The 18,224-nt window shown below is 55.6% G+C and carries 12 protein-coding genes; 6 read left to right on the plus strand and 6 right to left on the minus strand.

Features of this window, described 5'->3' with window-relative positions:
* The first annotated feature begins 966 nt into the window (after positions 1–966).
* Together N7220_RS05725 and N7220_RS05730 are read left to right on the plus strand one after the other, a co-directional pair.
* Positions 967–2,274, plus strand: a complete 1,308-nt coding sequence (locus N7220_RS05725) for a type II toxin-antitoxin system HipA family toxin (RefSeq protein WP_283150497.1) — start codon at positions 967–969, stop codon at positions 2,272–2,274.
* A 506-nt stretch (positions 2,275–2,780) separates the two neighbouring features.
* Complete coding sequence (locus N7220_RS05730; protein WP_283150498.1) at positions 2,781–3,551, plus strand: metallophosphoesterase; 771 nt, start codon at positions 2,781–2,783, stop codon at positions 3,549–3,551.
* A 189-nt stretch (positions 3,552–3,740) separates the two neighbouring features.
* On the opposite strand, the gene N7220_RS05735 is transcribed toward N7220_RS05730, so the two are convergent.
* A complete protein-coding gene (locus tag N7220_RS05735; RefSeq protein WP_390901567.1) occupies positions 3,741–4,022 on the minus strand; it encodes a helix-turn-helix domain-containing protein in 282 nt (93 codons plus the stop codon).
* Positions 4,023–4,306: 284 nt separating this feature from the next.
* Between N7220_RS05735 and N7220_RS05740 the strand changes: the two genes are divergently transcribed.
* Together N7220_RS05740 and N7220_RS05745 are read left to right on the plus strand one after the other, a co-directional pair.
* Entirely contained in the window at positions 4,307–5,359 is a 1,053-nt protein-coding gene (locus tag N7220_RS05740) for a hypothetical protein (protein WP_283150500.1), read from the plus strand.
* A gap of 73 nt (positions 5,360–5,432) precedes the next feature.
* Positions 5,433–6,074 (plus strand): hypothetical protein, encoded by a 642-nt coding sequence (locus N7220_RS05745; RefSeq protein WP_283150501.1) that lies wholly within the window; start codon positions 5,433–5,435, stop codon positions 6,072–6,074.
* Between the two features lie 240 nt (positions 6,075–6,314).
* On the opposite strand, the gene N7220_RS05750 is transcribed toward N7220_RS05745, so the two are convergent.
* Positions 6,315–6,557, minus strand: coding sequence for a helix-turn-helix domain-containing protein (locus N7220_RS05750; RefSeq protein WP_283150502.1), 243 nt, complete (start codon positions 6,555–6,557; stop codon positions 6,315–6,317).
* Positions 6,558–6,720: 163 nt separating this feature from the next.
* On the opposite strand from N7220_RS05750, the gene N7220_RS05755 reads away from it, so the two are divergent.
* Positions 6,721–7,740 (plus strand): CAP domain-containing protein, encoded by a 1,020-nt coding sequence (locus N7220_RS05755; RefSeq protein ID WP_283150503.1) that lies wholly within the window; start codon positions 6,721–6,723, stop codon positions 7,738–7,740.
* A 493-nt stretch (positions 7,741–8,233) separates the two neighbouring features.
* Here N7220_RS05755 and N7220_RS05760 read toward each other — a convergent pair whose 3' ends face one another.
* The 3 genes from N7220_RS05760 to N7220_RS05770 form a co-directional block, all read right to left on the minus strand.
* On the minus strand, positions 8,234–8,617 hold the full coding sequence (locus N7220_RS05760) for a hypothetical protein (RefSeq protein WP_283150504.1): 384 nt from the start codon (positions 8,615–8,617) through the stop codon (positions 8,234–8,236).
* A 351-nt stretch (positions 8,618–8,968) separates the two neighbouring features.
* Positions 8,969–10,453, minus strand: coding sequence for a sensor domain-containing diguanylate cyclase (locus tag N7220_RS05765; protein ID WP_283150505.1), 1,485 nt, complete (start codon positions 10,451–10,453; stop codon positions 8,969–8,971).
* A gap of 546 nt (positions 10,454–10,999) precedes the next feature.
* Complete coding sequence (locus tag N7220_RS05770) at positions 11,000–11,614, minus strand: tyrosine-type recombinase/integrase (protein WP_283150506.1); 615 nt, start codon at positions 11,612–11,614, stop codon at positions 11,000–11,002.
* Positions 11,615–12,033: 419 nt separating this feature from the next.
* On the opposite strand from N7220_RS05770, the gene N7220_RS05775 reads away from it, so the two are divergent.
* Positions 12,034–14,871: a diguanylate cyclase gene (locus tag N7220_RS05775; RefSeq protein ID WP_283150507.1), complete on the plus strand. Its 2,838-nt coding sequence runs from the start codon at positions 12,034–12,036 to the stop codon at positions 14,869–14,871.
* Between the two features lie 328 nt (positions 14,872–15,199).
* Here N7220_RS05775 and N7220_RS05780 read toward each other — a convergent pair whose 3' ends face one another.
* Positions 15,200–18,124: a bifunctional diguanylate cyclase/phosphodiesterase gene (locus N7220_RS05780; protein WP_283150508.1), complete on the minus strand. Its 2,925-nt coding sequence runs from the start codon at positions 18,122–18,124 to the stop codon at positions 15,200–15,202.
* Between the last annotated feature and the right edge of the window lie 100 nt (positions 18,125–18,224).

Here is an 18,224-nt window from a genome sequence, read left to right on the forward strand (position 1 = left end):
ACTAACACCATCCTGGCAAGCGTTACGAACCGCCCTTTGTGTCCGGTGGCCGTCGTCATACTCCTGAGCGCTTGGGTCGGTCAGCCCGGGGTTCCTGTTGCACTACTAACGGGGCTTGGGAAGTTTTGTGCATTCTTTTTTGCATCGACCTGTTAGGTCTGTATATGGATTGAAAAAAGAATCGGGATTCCTGCAGCACTCGGGCGGTGCAGCAAGACCACTGAGTCGCTTCGGCGGGTTCGTGCTGCTGGCGGCCTCACTACACCACTCACTTCACACCCGGACCGGCCTGTGATTTCGTACCGGGTGCCGTTAAGTCGCAAAAGCCAATTCGTTTTAGCGTTTCGGTCCTGACTTTGCTGCCAGGGGAACATAGTTCAGTGGGCTCAAAAGACCCGAGCCATGAATTTTTTGCATTTCTCCTTGGCCAGGACGTATTTCCAGTGGCATAGGCCAGATAGCAACTGCTTGGTGACTGATCCTATTGAAAGCCTCGCGGCAAAAATATTCGAGTGAAGCAGCAGAGCTCTGCCACGTCGATTGTTAAGGCGCTTTCCTCGCTAAGGATTCATGAAGCGCTTCGCATCAATGACAATATTTTCCCGGGTCCATTTGGTTTTTCCCGGGATTTCCGGGGTACTGTCGGCCTTGCCCGGATATAGCCGAGCCGAACTGGGAGCCATCTTCTTCCACCGTTTTTGCTCGACTCCATCCGCAGTGCCCATCCCTTCATTTCAGCACACTCCTCCACTCTCAGAGCCGGCCCCCACAAGATTGGGTATTCATGCCTCTACAAAGCAATCCTCAGCGCTTTGTTGACCAACCCAATAGCTACGTTTATCGTAGTTTTTTTTGTATAAATAATGAACAAGCTACTAGTGGTTGTCGGCCTGCGCCCGGAAGCCACACTCAGGAGGTAGCCCGCCCTGTCACCCCACCTTTTGTTCCTCCATGAAGGATCGTTTGATGAGCAATGCTTGCACTGTTCAAATCTTCCACGAAAACAAATGGCACGACGCAGCCTTCACAGAATTGACCGATGGTCCCGACTCCGGTTGGAAAGCGCCCACGCGGTTTGGATACGATGCGAATTGGGCTCTAGAACATCGCGCCAGGCGGGATGCCTGCGCCGTCAGTGCTGCCGTGCCCGTGGGAATCGATCTGGAATGGCACAATGCCTGGCCAGCGTTTCTGATTGACCTGCTGCCACAAGGCTTCGGCCGCGATAAGCTCCTGCCCCATCTCGGTTTGTCAGTGGCGGCGGAAGCAGCCGCAGACTGGCGTTTGCTCTGCGCCGGCGCAGGCAGCCCGATTGGCAACATGCGGGTCAAAGAGGCAGCGGATTGGCTGGTCAGTAATCAAGTCAGACTGCCCGGATTCACAGATCACCAGGTGTGCGGCCATGACGCTGATTTCATCGAATATCTGACCCAGAGCGATGCCCTGATGTTTTCTTCGGGTGCCCAAGGGGAATGGCCCAAAGCCATGCTCACGCGGGATCGGGCCGGGTTGCTGCACCTCGATCATGCATTGCCGGATAGCGAAGCGGCCGCGCACTACATTGTCAAATTCAATCCGAAAAACAGCCCGGAGCGCACGCAGGCCATTTTTGATTGCGAGGCGCCATACATGGAATTCGCCCGGGGCCTGGGCCTTTTTGTTCACGCCCCGCTTCAGCAAAAACACCGTGCGCTGTTTATTCCCAGGTTCGATCGTGCAGTCACGGAAGATGGCCTTGCGCTTCGCCACGGGCAGGAGAGCATTGCCAGCCTGACAGGCCGTGCCGGCTTTGAAGATGTCCCGCCCCACGAGGAAGTATGCCAGGCGCTCCATGATTTGTGCTCGGATGGCTATTTTTCTATCCTGGAATACATACGGCGCGACGTGGCCAACCTTGCGCTGAAGAACACCGACAATCATGCGCGCAACACGGCGATCCAGCGCCGTGCAGATGGATACATCGGTTTGACGCCACTATTCGACTTTGCACCGATGTCGATGCACCCAGCCAGTATTTCGCGCCGCATGCGCTGGGGCGAAAACCTGGAAACAGGTGGTCGCCCGGACTGGTGTGCCGTCGTCGAATGGATTACAGCGGAAGTCTTTCAATCAGCAGAACTGGGTGCGAAATTGCGAGCCGACTTGTTGGCCATGGTGCCGCGTCTTGAAGCCCTGCACGCAACCTTGGCAGGAACGACCCTGCCGCTGGCAAATGTGGCCCAAGTTCGCTACGCGGTGCTCGCCCAGATGGATGCGCTTTCCCGGCTGATGTAATCGTCCTGGCTGATGACTCAAAACCACCTCGCTACTACCTGGCGTCAACCAGCGAAAATCCGCTTGAGCGAGACTGTTGGCGTGACGTGGTCGTTCTGCGCGGAGCTTTTTAGTCCCAGAATTCCCGGGAAAACCCGGGCGGATCCGGCTTTTTCCCGGACCTCTTGGTTTTTTCCCCGTTCTACCCGGGAAAACCCCGCCCATTCCCGTTATCACCGGTCAAAACCGGGAATGCCCCCTCTTCCACGGGTATTCGTCGGGTTCTGCGCGGGTGAGCGTACCGGCATATCAACGCGACATCCTGACTTACCGTGGCCTGGCTCCATCAACATAGTCACTGCTGATGGCAAAACGGAGGGTGCCATGTTGACCAACGCCATAACTACGTTTATCGTAGTTTTATTATTTTTGCATGCTGGGGTCTCAGATTAGGTAGCCATTGCCCGGTAAACCAAACCTGTCAGTGGCAACAAGGTCTGGGCAGTTCCAGATAGCCCGAGGGAAATATGAAACTACTGGTTATGAGTGATCTGCATCTTGAATTCAGCACCCTGCGCGTCGACCCAGGCGATGCTGATGTGATCATCCTGGCTGGTGATATCGCCGTTGGTGATGCCGCTTTCCCCTGGATCCGCGCCCAGTTCGGTGATCGTCCCGTTGTATATATCGCGGGCAATCACGAGTACTACAAGCATGAGTACCACTCAATGCTTGCGCAACTCAGGGAGTCGGCCCGGCAATCAGGCGTCTATTTCCTTGAGCGCGACGCCATGGTGATTAGTGACGTGCACTTTTATGGCACCACTCTCTGGACTGACATGGCGCTGTTCGGCCATGACCAGGAAGGTCGCCCTGCGGGTGTATTTGACGCCAACACCGGGCTCAATGATTTTTCATTGATTTCGTTTGAAGAAAATGGCAAACGGCGTTTATTTTCCGCGGAAGACTCAGTTGCATTGCATCACGAGAGCCGGTCGTGGCTGCAGGACTCCCTTGCTCGGTGCCCCGGTAAATCCTGTGTGATCACCCATCACGCCCCAAGCGCACTCAGTGTGCCTGAACGGTTTGCCCAGTCACCTCTGACTCCCGCTTTTGCCAGCGCCATGGATGGGCTGGTTGCCAAAGCCAACGTCTGGATTCACGGCCATACACACGATTCGTTCGATTATCGAATCGGACAATGTCAGGTTGCCTGCAACCCCCGGGGGTACACCCGCCCCTGGAAATCCTTACCCGAGAATACCGAATTCGATCCTTGCAAAATCATCACCATTTGATGATCTGGATTTTGCTTCCAACGGGTTAACGATGCCCGTTGGCCTCGCGGAGACTGGTTTGACTTTTCCGCGGGGCGCCACGAACCGGCACGCCTCTCATCAACCAACTCATCGGGGGGTTCGATGATGCGTGGCCCTTTGGGCCGACTTGCGCTACTAGACACTCAACGCAATGGCCGGACAAAGCGGTTAGTTTTGCGCGGAGCGCAGCTCCTCCAGCAGCCTTTTCTTCGTTGCCTCATCCGCGCGGGCAAACAACAAAATAAACTCGGCCAGTTCTTCGTCCTCTGCGAAAAAATATGCAGTCGGGACTTTCAGCACCTCAGCCAGCTTTTTCGCCATGGCATGCTCGACTTGATGGATGCCTAGCTCGTAACGATTGAGTCGGGTACTCGCGACATTTGGATCCAGCCCGGCTGCGATGCCCACTGCCTTTTGCGAAAGCCCGGCCTCCTTGCGTATTTTTTTCAATCGCACTCCGAATATATTCACTGCTGGAGCTGGCACACCCATCACCTCGATTTGTCGAAGCTACGAGTATCGTTGCAATGGCCTTGTTTGCGATACTACGTAATACGTAGTATCGCAAACAAGGAACCACCACACATCTCCATGCACACGTTCAAAAATCAACGGAAAACTACGTTTTTCGTTGCACATGTGATAAAACATATACTACGATTAACGTAGTTTCAAGATTTGCTATGGCGACAGGCCGGCACATCACTTTCATATAATTCAAAGAGGATCGGCCCATGACAATCTGGAAGGAACCGGGAGTCAGCGTGCAACCGGAAGTGACTCTCAGGAAATGGAGTTTTATCGAGATTCCTACGGGAGATATTCATCTACTGGGGCAGAACCAGCTGACTTTCAGGGGACGTATGTCCACCAGGGTCGTGAGCTTTGACTTGGAGACGATGAAGTGCAAAACGCAATCTGGCCGAATTTATCAGTTGGACGGAGCGAGCGGCTTCGACGGTGACGCTGCATATGTGTGGAGTCAGCAGTGGTCGGGCCTGAGCCGTGATGTCAGTGCGCAGGTCCTATCTGGCGAGAAAGTGTTCTCCAATGTAGGTCACAGCACCGATGATCTGCAGTCGCTGCGGCAACAATGCTGGGTGACATTGGCGAACGGGCACGATTTTGAAGCCCTCAGCCAAGCCATCGAGCGGGAAAGACCCCGGGCTGTTTTCATTGCTGCGGTAGATCTGGAACTCAACGCATTTGAAACGCTTGTCGAGCGCGTGCGGGCCCACACCTGGTTGTACTGGCTGGCGGTCCCGATTGATGGGCGGCTGACCGAGAAAGGCCGGCAATGCTGGCAGGCACTTGCGCCACACAATGCGACGATTCGAATCGTGGATATCGGCAGCCTGGCCGTTGCTACGCTGAGCTGCGCATTTGATCGCAGAGTCTGGATGCCCCCAGCGGAGCCTGTTTTTGCGAGCCGGGTTCAGATGACGTCATTGCCCCTCGATGAGCGAGGAACGGAAGGGGCTCATGGTCAGGAGATTAAACGGGACGACTTTCAGCTCTCGCTATTTCCCGGCACTTTGGAAGCACTGGAAAAATTCAGGATACCTGTCTTGATTACCTACGAGGCCCCCGCTGCTTGGGAAGCCCATGGTTTCCGCGAAATTGACGAACTTGCATGCAAGCTGGAGCCTGCAATGCATTTCTACATTCGAACGGACAGCGAAACCAGACCCGCCGGCGCCTGCGGCACCAACGCTTGTCATGTTCAAGCCCTTGCGCCAGGTCAGGTGTTCGATCTGGAAGGCAAGGTTATACCGGTGACCTGCTGATGGGATTTGCTATCTGCATACCCCGTCGGGGAATGCCAGGGCGACGCGATCCCCACCCATTCCGGGGAGATCAATGATGCCACGCACCCCGTCTATCAGCCATGCAGCTGCGGCGTTATGGAACCGCCGCGTTGAGCTGGCGTTCGCCTGGGGCAATTGCCCTCCTGCCGCGGGCACATCCGCGGTACACCTCACCGACGCACCCGGCTTGTCAGGCGGGATGGTAGAACCCGACTTTCTGCGCTGCCCCGCTTTTTTTGCGTTCCGGGACGGAAACAATGTTGGATTGTCGGACACACGTTTTGCGCACGCCGGTGTCGAGTTCTACTTTTTCGGGGAGCAGTTATACGCGGATTTTGACTGGGCGATTCTTTACACCCTGATCCGGCGCTTCGCATCTCTCAAAGCAGGGACGCTGATCGAGGGCTCATTCAGCGAGCTGATTCCCGAGGCTCATTTTCTGCATCCAGGACAGATTTTGCTTTCCATGCGCAAGCTCAGCCAGGGGATTTTGCGGGTCCCGCAGTATCGTTTCGATGGTTCGCTATTGGGCTGGTTTCAATCGCATCAAACCGATCCTGATCGATTTATATTCAGGCTTCACCCAAATCTTCCCCGCCTTTATCTCGACTGCAAAGGCACGACAGTCTGGGGAGCCCCGGGCTGGTTCTTGCAATTCATGGATTGCGTGCCGCGGAAGCGAACCTTGCAATGAATGGATATCAAGGCGTACCAGGTTTCTGTTCAACTGCGGCAAGAACTGCAACTCAAACGACTCGGCCAGTTGTCCTCGCACTTGGTCTTGAACGAAAGCTCATATTCGCCAGCTGCTTGAGAGTAAGCATTTAGGGTATCGGCGTAAACACCAAAGAAAACAAGCAGCGCTCACCAAGGTGATATGTCGCTTTTTTCTTTGGGATTGGCGATATGGGAGTCTGTGTGATTCAGGCGAGACTCAATCACCTTCTGACTTCGGTACCAACAAGTCCACCAAATCACACTGAAGTTGCCCAGCAAGATCCGCCATCACGGCGAGAGACGGATTGCTGATGCCTCGCTCGATTTGTGAAACGTAGGACCTATCCAGGTTGGCACTCAATGCCAACTGTTCTTGTGACATTCCCAACGCATGTCTCTTCCTCCTGACTGTAACAGCCAGGGCAGTTTTGAGTTGCTGGAAATCACGCGGGGAGCTCATGTCGCGAGCGTGATGTTTTTGAGACTCTCAATCCACGGAATATAATCCTCAGTGTGGATTATATTCATCAATCAGCATAAACTTATTTTGGCTATTTAGTCGCTGTTGAACCAAACGGTTTCTACAAGCCAAAAACCAATAACAACGCCCGTTTAGGACCACGATGAACAAATATTCGATTTCAATTGCACTGGTCACATCAGCGGTACTCGCTGCATGTGGTGGCGGTAGCGGTGGCAGTGGCTCCGCCTCTACCCCGGTTGTCACGCCCACACCTACGCCCACGCCATCTGCGTGCGCTGCTCCAGCTCCGTCCACCGCAACATCGGTCGGAGCCATAACGCTGCTGGCCGCCCCTGGCAAGAGCGCCAATAGTTATGTTGCCAGCGGCAATGATACGGCCGACGCGCGCAACTTCCTGAACGGCGTACGCTCCGAGCTTGGCTTGCAGTCCATGACGGACAATGTAGCTCTCGACCAGGCTGCCGCAAACCATGCCGGCTACCTGCAGCAAAACAACACCACTGGCCACGATGAAGTGCCTACCAACCCCGGCTTCACCGGCGCCGATCCGGCGACACGAACCAACGCCGCTGACCCGGCCAACGGAGGCATCTCTGGCGAGGTTGTGGCTTGGGCGCCCGGCCAAACTGGGGATTTTCTGTCACGAAACCTGTTTGACGCTCCGCTCCACCGTACTTTGATGATGGCTGACTTCAAATATCAAGGTGTCGCGGTAAACAGTGGTCATCTGGTCGCGGATTTCAGCAGCCTCAACGCGTCCCCGGTGAATCAGCTGGTTGCCTATCCGTATCAAGGTCAGACTGGCGTGCGCGTTTTCTGGCAGGACTTTGAGTCACCGGATCCGTTGGCTGGTACCACCTTTTCTGGCCAGCTCGTTGGGTATCCGCTCGTCCTGTTAGGCGGTCTGGGTTCGCAATTGACGCTGACAGCCTTCACACTCAATGATGCCTGCGGCACAGCGGTACCGCTGATCACCCGGGATCACACCAGCACAGCGGTCCAGATCGAGAACAACGTAATACTGGCCATCCCAGCGGTTACCGGCTTGTCAGTCAACACGGCGTACACCGCTCACGCTACTGGCACTTACACCGCGCCCGGTAGCACGACGGCAACTCCGCTTGATATCACCTGGTCTTTCACCACTGGTGCACACTGACCCTGTCACTTGCTAATCAGTACCAGGGCTCTGGTACTGACTAACATTTATTAGCTTAAAGTTGATTTGCACCGAATTACTGAGAAGCTAATGGCCGATTGCTTTCTCCCAAGCGTATTCCGAAAGTGCTGACAAAGTATTCTGGAAGAAGGGAGCCTGTAGACTGGTGATTCAGAACCAGTCATTCCGGATGTATTGAGTCGGTCCGCCAGCGCTGGTTGACTATCAGAAATGGCCCTTATCTATCACGGTTGGCAATCCTTAAAGTTGTCACGCTCGACCGACGACAACCTCTCGGCAAAGTACCCTGGATCGGCGGGATTTCGGCCATAGCGGAAGTTGGCTGCCATCACATTCGATGGCCGCTGCCGACCCTTTACTGTCGTTGTCGGTCAGGGGAAGCGGACATTAACGTCGAAGGTAACCAGCACCGACGCGCCAGTAGCGGACACCCAAACTTCGCAGCAGTTTGGGTGTCCGATTGACTGACGTGTCAGGCCTCACTTCGCACGAAGCTGACGCGAAAGGGCTGTACCTCGCCTATTAGGTCGACGAGGCCTGACACCTCGACGCCATTCGCTGGCGTGAGTGACACTGTCGCTTCAAGGATGGTGTTGTGTTCCATCATGTACAGCGCCACCTCGACATCGTCTTGGCCGTTCAGGACAGCCTTTCCACCTTTCGTTTCGAGGCCGCGAATGTAGAGATGCGGAGGATAAAGCGCCCACGACCACTCCGAATCTTCGTTACACGTCAAGATTGTGAATACGTGCTCATCACCCCGGATTTCAAGGGTTAATTGCCCTCGATCATGAACGATGGTTGATTTACCTGGATCGATTCCGAACTCTGTGCTGCCGATGATGAACGTGTTCATTCGTAGAGCCTAACGCCAATTGGCCGAAAAAAGTTCGGGGCAACCTAGCAGAATGTGTGCAATGAATTTATTTTTAGAGCGTTTTCTACAGCCTCGCCCACATACGCATATAGATATTAAGGCACATCCGGTGACTGCTTATGGGGGCGGTTTTCGACCGTTAGCTCCTGGCCGATAGCGGCCAATGTAGCACGTTGTCCTCAATGGCCGCTCCGGCCGAGAACCACCCCAATGCCAATGCTCTATTTGGCCAGTCCCCTCGCGAGCTGCAGGTTCGGTTCGCTGTCCTTGAGCTGAAGGGACGCGCATAACCAGGCTTTTGCTTTTGGCTGCAAGTCAGATCGCCGCCAGTCATTCATTCAGTTCCACGCGATTACGACCCGCCGCTTTGGCGCGGTAAAGCGCACCATCAGCCTGTTTCAATACCTGGTCTATATCCAGATCTGTGTGCGGCCGGTACTCGGCGATTCCGATGCTAATCGTGCAGCGAATTTCCTGTTCATTCGCGATGATGACTTTCTGGGCCAGCGACTGGCGAATGCGCTCCGCTACCACCACGGCACCCTGCTGCGTGGTCTGGGGTAAAACGACGACAAATTCCTCCCCGCCAAACCGTGCGGCGATGTCGCAATCGCGCACGCTAGCCCGCAAAATATCGGCCAGAGTGCGCAGCACCACGTCACCGGCATCGTGGCCATAGGTGTCGTTGACCTGCTTGAAGTGATCCACGTCCAGTGCAAGAACGCTCCATGACTGCAGGTAGCGATCCGACTGGTGCTGGATCTCCTTGATCCAGCTGAAAAATTTGCGCCGGTTAGCCAGCCCTGTCATGAGGTCGTGCAGTGCGTCATATTTGAGCGCTTTGCGCTGGCGCTGATTCTGATGAAAAACCCCCAACACCAGCCACTGCATGACACACAGACAGGCAAACACAACTACCGAGAAGGCCACCTGCACCCGCCATTTGGCCAGGTACACATCTTTGCTTTGCGCGACCAGTTGCAACCACTGCGTATTATGCAGCGGAGCAAGCACGGCAAGTCGTTCGGTTCCGTCAATCGGCGATCGATAAAATTTAACATCGGACCCGTAACGGGAGTCCTGAAAAGATGCGCGGCTGATTGCTTGCACCTCCGCCTGATGCCCCTCTGCCGGATCCCCTGCATACGTATAGCGATACAGTACTTCATTCGTGCGGTAGTCAAGAATGGCCAGTACGCCGTCTTTGCCCAGATTGAACCCCCGCGCCGCATCCGCATTGAGCATGACAGACAAGCTATGCAGGCTGGTAAAGCCGATCACGCTGCCCAATGAATTTCCATCCGGAGACTTGATCAGCCGGTACGTCACCATTCCCCCTCCCCCCAATTCGGCAGCGAACTGGCGGGAAACAAAAAAGGATGCCGACCTCACCTTGCGATCGTAGATAAAGCGATATTGGGGCGCATCCTTGAAGGAGTAACTAGACAACACGGTCGGTGGCAATACCGATGCCACCGGCACGTCTGAGTCAAGGGCAATGATTTTGCCGGTTGGATCCAGGACCGCGACGGTATCCAGCCATCGATGTTGTGTTTCGTCGCCCAACAAAAGCTTCCTTTCCCGCAGGCTGTCCTCGTTCACTCCCGTGGTTCGTACCACCTCGCCGAGCAATGCGAGCTGGTAGTCCAGCGTTGTCTCCAACTGCTCAAAACTTCGCAGATGCATTGACGAGACGTTTTTCAGGCTCTGTACCACCGCCTCTTCAATCCAGCCATGCTCCAGAAGCAGGTAACCAGCCGCACCACACCCCTGGAGGAGCATCACCATGACCAGCAGCGCTCGCTTGGCGGTCATGTCGGAATCTACCGGAAACCTGAGAAAGGGTCGCAGATGCACAGGGGGATCCACTTTTATTGGTATGTTAATAAACCCGAACAGGGGAATGACCACCACTGAGCTTCAATATAGGTCTACGAAATAAATCAGCCTCATGTAATTTTTCCGACCGCTAACGCGCCAATTTCCGTGACTGGGTCGCATCATTTTAAGTCGATGGGTGAACGGGGATATCGGCCATACTCGCAAGCCGGGGTGCGGAGCTTTTCAGGGGGAGTTTGCTGCAGCACGAACGTACCAGGGCGGGAATCACTATCGCGATAGCTATTGCCACTTGACCAGTCCGTTTTGAGGCGGCAGCGGCCATCGAATGTGATGCAGCCAACTTCCGCTTTGGCCGAGATGTACGCGTCGCCAGTTCGGCTAGTTTCAGATGAGAGCGGTCTTTTCAACGGACAGTGGAACTCACCTGAATCGGCTCTCGGACGGTAGTGCGCATGCAGTATGCAAGGGAGTGGTCGTGACAAGCCAAATGTAGGCTCTGCCACGACCGCCAATGCGGGGCTAGATTTCCGTTTGCTCGGAAATCTCCAGTGCGTCGTCTACCTCGATGCCCAAGTATCTCACCGTGCTTTCCAGTTTTGTGTGTCCAAGCAATAACTGAACCGCTCTCAGGTTCTTCGTTCGCTTGTAGATTAGCGTTGCCTTCGTACGTCGCATCGAATGTGTGCCATAGGCGGACGAATCCAGTCCAGCTGCGTAGACCCACTGATGCACGATCCGGGCATATTGGCGTGTTGAGATGTGGAGAGAGTTGCCCACCCTACTTGGAAAAAGATACTGATCGCTTCGCAAGTGAACCTGCTCTAACCAGGCCGCTACTGCTGACCTGGTGGGCTCAGTCAGTTCGAACTGCACCGGCCGCTGTGTCTTCCGCTGCATGACCATGGCCCGGGCAAGGATCTGGTTGCCGTGAGTAATATCGCGCACATGAAGACTGACGAGATCACAGCCGCGCAGTTTGCTGTCGATTGCCAGGTTGAACATTGCGAGGTCCCGCACCGCATGTCGATTCTGTAGGTGGATGCGGATGGCCCAGATGTCCTTGGGCTTGAGGGGCGGCTTCTGGCCGACGAGCTTTCCTTTGTTCCAGACTTCACGCTTGTTGATGGTTTCCACGACAGACTCCTTGGTTGTTGGTCGGAGTCTGATTGTTTGGCGTGTGCGACATGCCTGCGCAACAGGATGCTGGGTGGTCGCGAATTGCCGCAGTTCGTCGGCATTTTTTGAGCCTCAGTTGAATGGCATCCTTCTGCTCGAGACCGGCCGAAAAGCTAATGCGCACAACTCGGCCTTAGCGGAAGTTGGCTGGCAGGAGCAGACCAGTATTCACCGACTGCCAACAACTACCGCTGTTTCGCTCAGTTTTGCTCAGCCCCTCCTTTCTGAAAACACTTATAACTGGCGCTCCATTTTGCAAATATCCATTTCCTGCCTAGTCAATGCATTGACCATCAAAGATCCATCATTCTCGATGCGAGCTACGTGAATTTCCCGAGGCGGTGCTTCGCAGAAACTGGCGATTAGAGAGTACTGTTATGCGCCTGCGTTCTTTCATCCGCCTACCATTTTTCAGCCTGACCGCCCAACGATGGCTGCTGGTCCTGGCCCTACTGGTCCAAGGCGCCTTTATTGCAGGCTACCTGTACCTTGAGCACAACTGGATTGAGGCCGGGGTGGTGCGAAGCCTGAAAAATGTTTCCTCACTGCATCAGCGCAGTTTTGAGCAACTCGAGTCCACACTGGACTATCAACTCGCAGCTGCCGGTGAGGCGGTGTGGGTCATGAGTGACAGCCGAAATTACTGGTCAGCCCAACATGCTCTGCTTCAAAAAGAATTAAAGAAGGCGTGGCTGGATACCATCGTCGTCCTGGACCCGGCGGGCAATATCGTCGCCCTTGATTCCAGTGTGCCGGTGTCGTCGACGCTGCCACCGGCGGCGTTGGCGAATAACTCCTTTAAGGATGTGCCACGTTACCAGGCTTTCCAGGATAGCCTGGACGAGTCCACCGCCTTTTTCGTTTCCTTTCCAAATGCGCCCGAACTAGGCGGGGGCGGGATAGTAAACTATCGAAGGATCACCTTGCCGGACGGACACTCATTGGGCACCGTCATCGGCTTTACCAGTCTGAGCAGGCTATCCACGTTGCTAAATACCGATGCAGCGCGGGGCTTCAATCTGGGCGAAAACGGTATCCTGTCCATTGCTGATGGGCATACGCAACAAAGACTGTATCGTTATTTATATTCAGGGGATTCAGCTGCGGGACGTGAAGCCGGTATACAGACAAGCCTCCCTCCATCAATCAAGCGGTCAGTTTACAGGGACACCCGATACGGACCTGACGTGAAGTTTAGCCAGTCCCCGGTTGATGGGGTGGAGCGGCTTGTCGTATCCGCTCCGCTGAACAATGGTCAGTGGCTGCAACTGGTGGGTGCGAGCAAGGCCGCGTACCTGTTCAATTGGCGTATCCAGGTGGCATTCTCCATGCTGGCGTTTGCCGCCCTGTGCGTGCTGCAGTGGCTGCTGCTGGGGTTTTTCCAGCGCAATCGCCAGCAGCGTGCGCTGCTGGATCTGGTTCTCGACAATGTGGACGCCCTTGCCTACATCAAGACCAGCGAACGGCGCTTTGTCTACGTCAATGCGAAGACAGCTACCCTGATCGGCTTGCCCGCCGACCAGATTATCGGCCGGCTGGACAGCGAGGTCGTGCCGCAAGCGGCGGCCGATGATTACTACGCCAAAGATCGCCAGGTGTTTGACTCCGGCCGCAAGCACAGCGGCATGGACGCCTTCACTGCGCCAGGAGATAAACCCCGCTACTACATGGCGGTCAGGGTGCCGGTGCACCTACCGGGTCAACCACCGGCACTGATCGGTTTTTCCACCGACGTGACTGAATTACAGGAACAAACTCTCGCCCGGCAGGCCGCTGAACAAGAACTGGCAGCGCACAACCACGCCCTGTGGCTGAATAACCAGGTGCTCGAGAAACTGGGCCAGAATGCGTCGTTGTCCGAAGTACTGGACACCATGCTACGGATAATCAATGACTATCGTCCCGGCATGCTCAGCACCGTGTTTCTGGTGGCGGACAATGGCCGGGAGCTGGTCGGCTGTGCCGCCCCCGATTTGCCCGTGTCATGGTGGCACGCTACTGCGCGGATGCCGATTGTCGAGGGGAACGGGTCTGCTGCCACTGCCGTTCTTCGCAGCGAAACCGTCATCGCTGAAGACATTGCCACACACCCTTGTTGGGCGGCAACGCGCGAAAGAGCACTCAATGCACGCCTGCGTGCAGCCTGGGCCATCCCCATCAAGAACGGGGAGGGACGGATTCTCGGCGTTTTCAGCATGTATAAACGAGAACCGGCCGCACCGGATGCCCATGATCTGGCCCTGCTGGGGGACTATGCCCGGCTGGCGCAGATGGTCATCGAACGCGCACGCCTGGCCGAAGCCTTGCAGGAAAGCCAGGACCGGTATCGCCTGATCGCTGAAAACAGCAAAGATATGATCTGGGTGATGGATTACCCCTTCTTGACCTGCAGTTATGTCAGCCCCTCTGCCGAACGGCTACGTGGCTGGACGGCAGAAAAAATTCTGGAACAGCGGCTGGAAGAGATGGTGTCACCCCGTTCGGTAAACCAGGTGAGAGAGAGATTACAAGAAAGCATGCGGCGCATTGGCGAGGGAGATCTCTCGGCGCGTTTTATTACGATGGAACTGGAGCACCTGCACAAGGAAGGTCATAGCGTCCCGTGCGAGGTGGTAGCCAATATCATGCTCGATAGTGCGGGCAGACCGACCCACATTGTAGGCAGTACCCGCGATATCACCCGACGCAAGATGGCTGAAGACGCCATCCGGAAAATGGCGTTTTTCGATCAATTGACCGGTCTTCCCAACCGCCGAATGATGGAAGACCGACTAATCCAGCTGCTCGCGCTTGCCCAACGTGAACAACGCAAGCTGTCGCTGCTTTTTGTTGATCTAGACAGGTTCAAGGCGGTCAATGACGCGCACGGGCACCAAGCCGGCGACTGGTTATTGGAACAAGTTGCGGTCCGCATGAGGGCCATCCTGCGCGAGTCAGATACTGCGTCACGTGTCGGCGGTGATGAATTCGTCATTCTTCTGCCGGATGCTCACCAGATCGAAGATGCCATACTGGTTGCGGAGAAAATCCGGTTTGCCCTTGAACAGCCGTTTTTCATGGACGATGGTGTGGAGCTGGATATCTCGTCGAGCATCGGCATCGTGACGTACCCCGACCAGGCCAACAATGTGCGCGATTTGCTGCACCATGGCGACGAAGCCATGTACCGGGCCAAGAAAAGCGGCAGGAACGCGACAATGACGAGCACGAGGTAACCAAAATGCGATTGGCCATTCTACCGGGCGGCAAAGCGGCGTGCGCGTGCTTAGCTGCGGTCTCGATGGATCTGATGTCTGATTTCGGTGAGTACTGGCGCCTTTTTTACCGGATCCCGGAGCAGGCGGTGCCCGGCTAAATACAATGGGAAATCTGGTCGCTCGTAGGCGGATATTCAGGCGATTGTGATCAGCAGTACTGTCTGCTCGTCATGATTAGTGCCAATGACCGACCTTGATCGCGGCTGCTCAGCTTCAGGGTAATAGTCCACGCACAAATGGCTCCACGTCGCGGGCGTCTATCGAGGTCCGGACAGTCCAGACAGGATTACCGTGTGTGAATAGTCTGCAATTCAACCTCGCACCATTCGACAAATTCCTCTGCTGCTTTCGGCGAACTATAGAGGAAGCCCTGGATATCGTCACACTGCTGGTCGCGCAGGAACTCTGCTTGCTCCCAGGTTTCAACGCCTTCAGCGACAACCTTGAGCCCCAGCCCGTGAGCCAGAGAAATCGTACTGCTGACGATCGTCTGGTACTTGGGCTCATTCATACGCATCACAAACGAGCGGTCAATTTTCAAAGCGTAAATGGGTAACGTCGCCAGATACGCCAGCGACGAATAGCCGGTGCCGAAATCGTCGATAAAGATACGCATGCCCTGTCTGGCAAACTGCTCCAGTACTTGGCGAGCACGCTCGGGATCGCTCATCAACGCAGTCTCCGTGATTTCCAGGTCAAGCCCACTCAGAGCAGCGCCGGTTCGTTCCGGCAACGAAGACACGAAGTCAAAAAAATCGGGATCGAGCAGATTTTGTGGCGATATGTTGACGGCTACGCGCATTGGTTTGTTTGCATGCTGCCATGTCGCCACCTGCCGCGCCGCCATCTCAATGACAGCATAGGTGAGAGGCTTGATCAGACCAGTCTGCTCAGCCAGCGGAATAAACGAGGCTGGCGACACCGCGCCGTGTAATGGATGGAACCAGCGTACAAGTGCTTCGGCCCCCGTGATGACGGCAGGTGATTGGGCGCTGACCTTGGGTTGATAGAACAGGACTAGTTGGTCAGTACGGATTGCCTGACGCAGATCCGACAACAGCGTCAAGCGCTCTGGACTTTCGCGTTCGGATTCGCCGCCATACAGATTGTGAATGACGCCCTGTGACCAGGCCTGCCGTGCGGCGATGTCAGAACGCCTTACCAGCGCGTCGGGGTCGGTTGCGTGTTCGGGATAAACCGCAGAGCCCGCAGATATCTGGATATCCACTGGAATGCCAGCGTACTCATATGGGACTTCGGTAATGGCTTCGATATACCGGGGAATTGCAGCCAGGCTCTCGACATCGAGCGGCATGATCATCGCGAAGGCGTCTCGCGCCACGCGCGCGATAAAGTGCACTCCTCCGGTGACCGCAGAGACCCGTTGGGCGAGTTGCCGGACAATTTCGTCTGCACCAGCCATACCGATCACGTCTTGAATGTCGAGCAACCGTTCGATATGCATGGTGACCAGGGCAAATTGACCCCCGTTCGCCAGCGAGCGGCGAATAACCAGTTCCAGACTCGATACCAGCTCAAGAGCATTTGGCAGATCCGTAGCGGTATCAAAACGCGCCAGTCGCTCTACACGCTCTTCCGCACGCTGGCGCTCCTGTTTCGAACGTTGGGTGAGTATGCCGAACGTGAGATTACCGGCCAGTTCTTCCAGCAGCGCGACTTCCTCTGGATTGAAAATGTGCGCCTGTGCGGCATGAATGGTCAATGCGCCAAAGGCAATGCCGCCATCTGTGAGCGGAAGTGCCACCGCTGAACGTGACCCCAACGCATAAATTTTCTCTTGCCACGGCCCAAGGTCCAGTTCTGCCGCAATATCCTGGACAAGCTGGGGTTGTCCTGTGCGCAAGGCCTTGCCGGTAGGGCCGCCTCCCTGATGATCATCGGACCAGCTGATTGGCACCCCGTCAAGCCAGCTGATGTTGGCGCCATAGCGGGCCGCTATATGCACGGATTTCGCGTCGTCTTGCACGCGGAAAGTGATCCAGGCCATCAGGTAATTTCCGGCCTCGACGATCGTGCGGCAGGTTTCATCCAGCAGCGCTTCTTCGCTCTGCGCAAGAACGATATTCTTGCTGCAGCCGCTCAGCACGCGCAGCGCCCGGTTCAGCCGGAGGATTTCGGCTTTCGATGCCATGGAGGCAGCCATGCGGTCCACCATGGCTGCCAACTCCCCCACCTCGCTACCATCTGCAACCATGCCTGTTCTGGCAAGGTAATCACCTGAACTCAGCTTGCGTGCCGTTTCCGTGATCACAGAAACCGGCCGGATAAACAGTCGATCCCCGACGAACCAGACCACCAGGAACGATACCAGGGCAAGACCCAGCCAGAGCGCGACACCACTCAGTAGCTGATGGTCCGCTGCAGCGGTCACTGTATTCTTGTCGATACCCGCCCAAAGATAGATGGGTCCACCGGAAGCGTAAGTAAATGGCGTGAATGCGTACAGCCTCAACTGACCATCCAGGCCCGGTTGCTCGCCGGTGCCTTGACCGCCGTTGGCCAGGATGTTCTGAAAAAATGCCGTTTCTGAAATTTTTTTTCCGACCATGCGCGCTGGGTCGGGATAATGCGCCAGTACATTTCCCTGGCTATCCACGAGACCCATGCGGGTTCCGCCCTGCAGACTGGCTTCGCCAAGGCGACGACCAAACCAGCCCAGATCAAGCGAGGCCAGCAAAAGCAGGGATGGTGCTTGCGCTCCAGTGCGGATTGCGATGCCGATCGGCAAAATGCGCTTCCCATCCGTGGTCGAGATGGTGACGGTTCCAGCCAGCACATCCGGTTCGTTCAATACAGCGCCGGCAAATGCGCGATTTTTTGCCGCGTCGAACGCGGCTGCCCGGCCGCTGCACAGTACTGATCCATCGGCCTGTATCAGGCGAATATTGTCCAGCGCCTGGTTGCGTTTGAGAAAACGCGCCAATGCCTGGCTGCAAAGATCTGTCCGGGCAAAGGGCGTGGGGTCCCGACCAATAAACAGAAAAGTCGCCAGATCTCGCGTTTCCTGAACGATACCCGACTGTTGATCTGCAACAAGGGCAGCCTGCGTGCGCAAGGCCTCCAGCGCTTTGGCAATATCAGCGTCCCGCCGCTCTATGGTGCGATAGCAAATGGCCACAACCACGTAGAGCAGTATTACTCCAAGAAGCAAAGAGATCCGCAGACGCAGACTGCTGAAGTGAATACCCAATTAAAATCCTTTATATCCAGTCCATGACACCGCATGTTTGGCTTGCCTGGGCTGTACGCGTATGCTTGCCGCCATCAAGTTTTGCCAAAAGCCTGCATGG

The sequence above is a fragment of the Silvimonas soli genome, assembly GCF_030035605.1.
GTDB lineage: Bacteria > Pseudomonadota > Gammaproteobacteria > Burkholderiales > Chitinibacteraceae > Silvimonas > Silvimonas soli.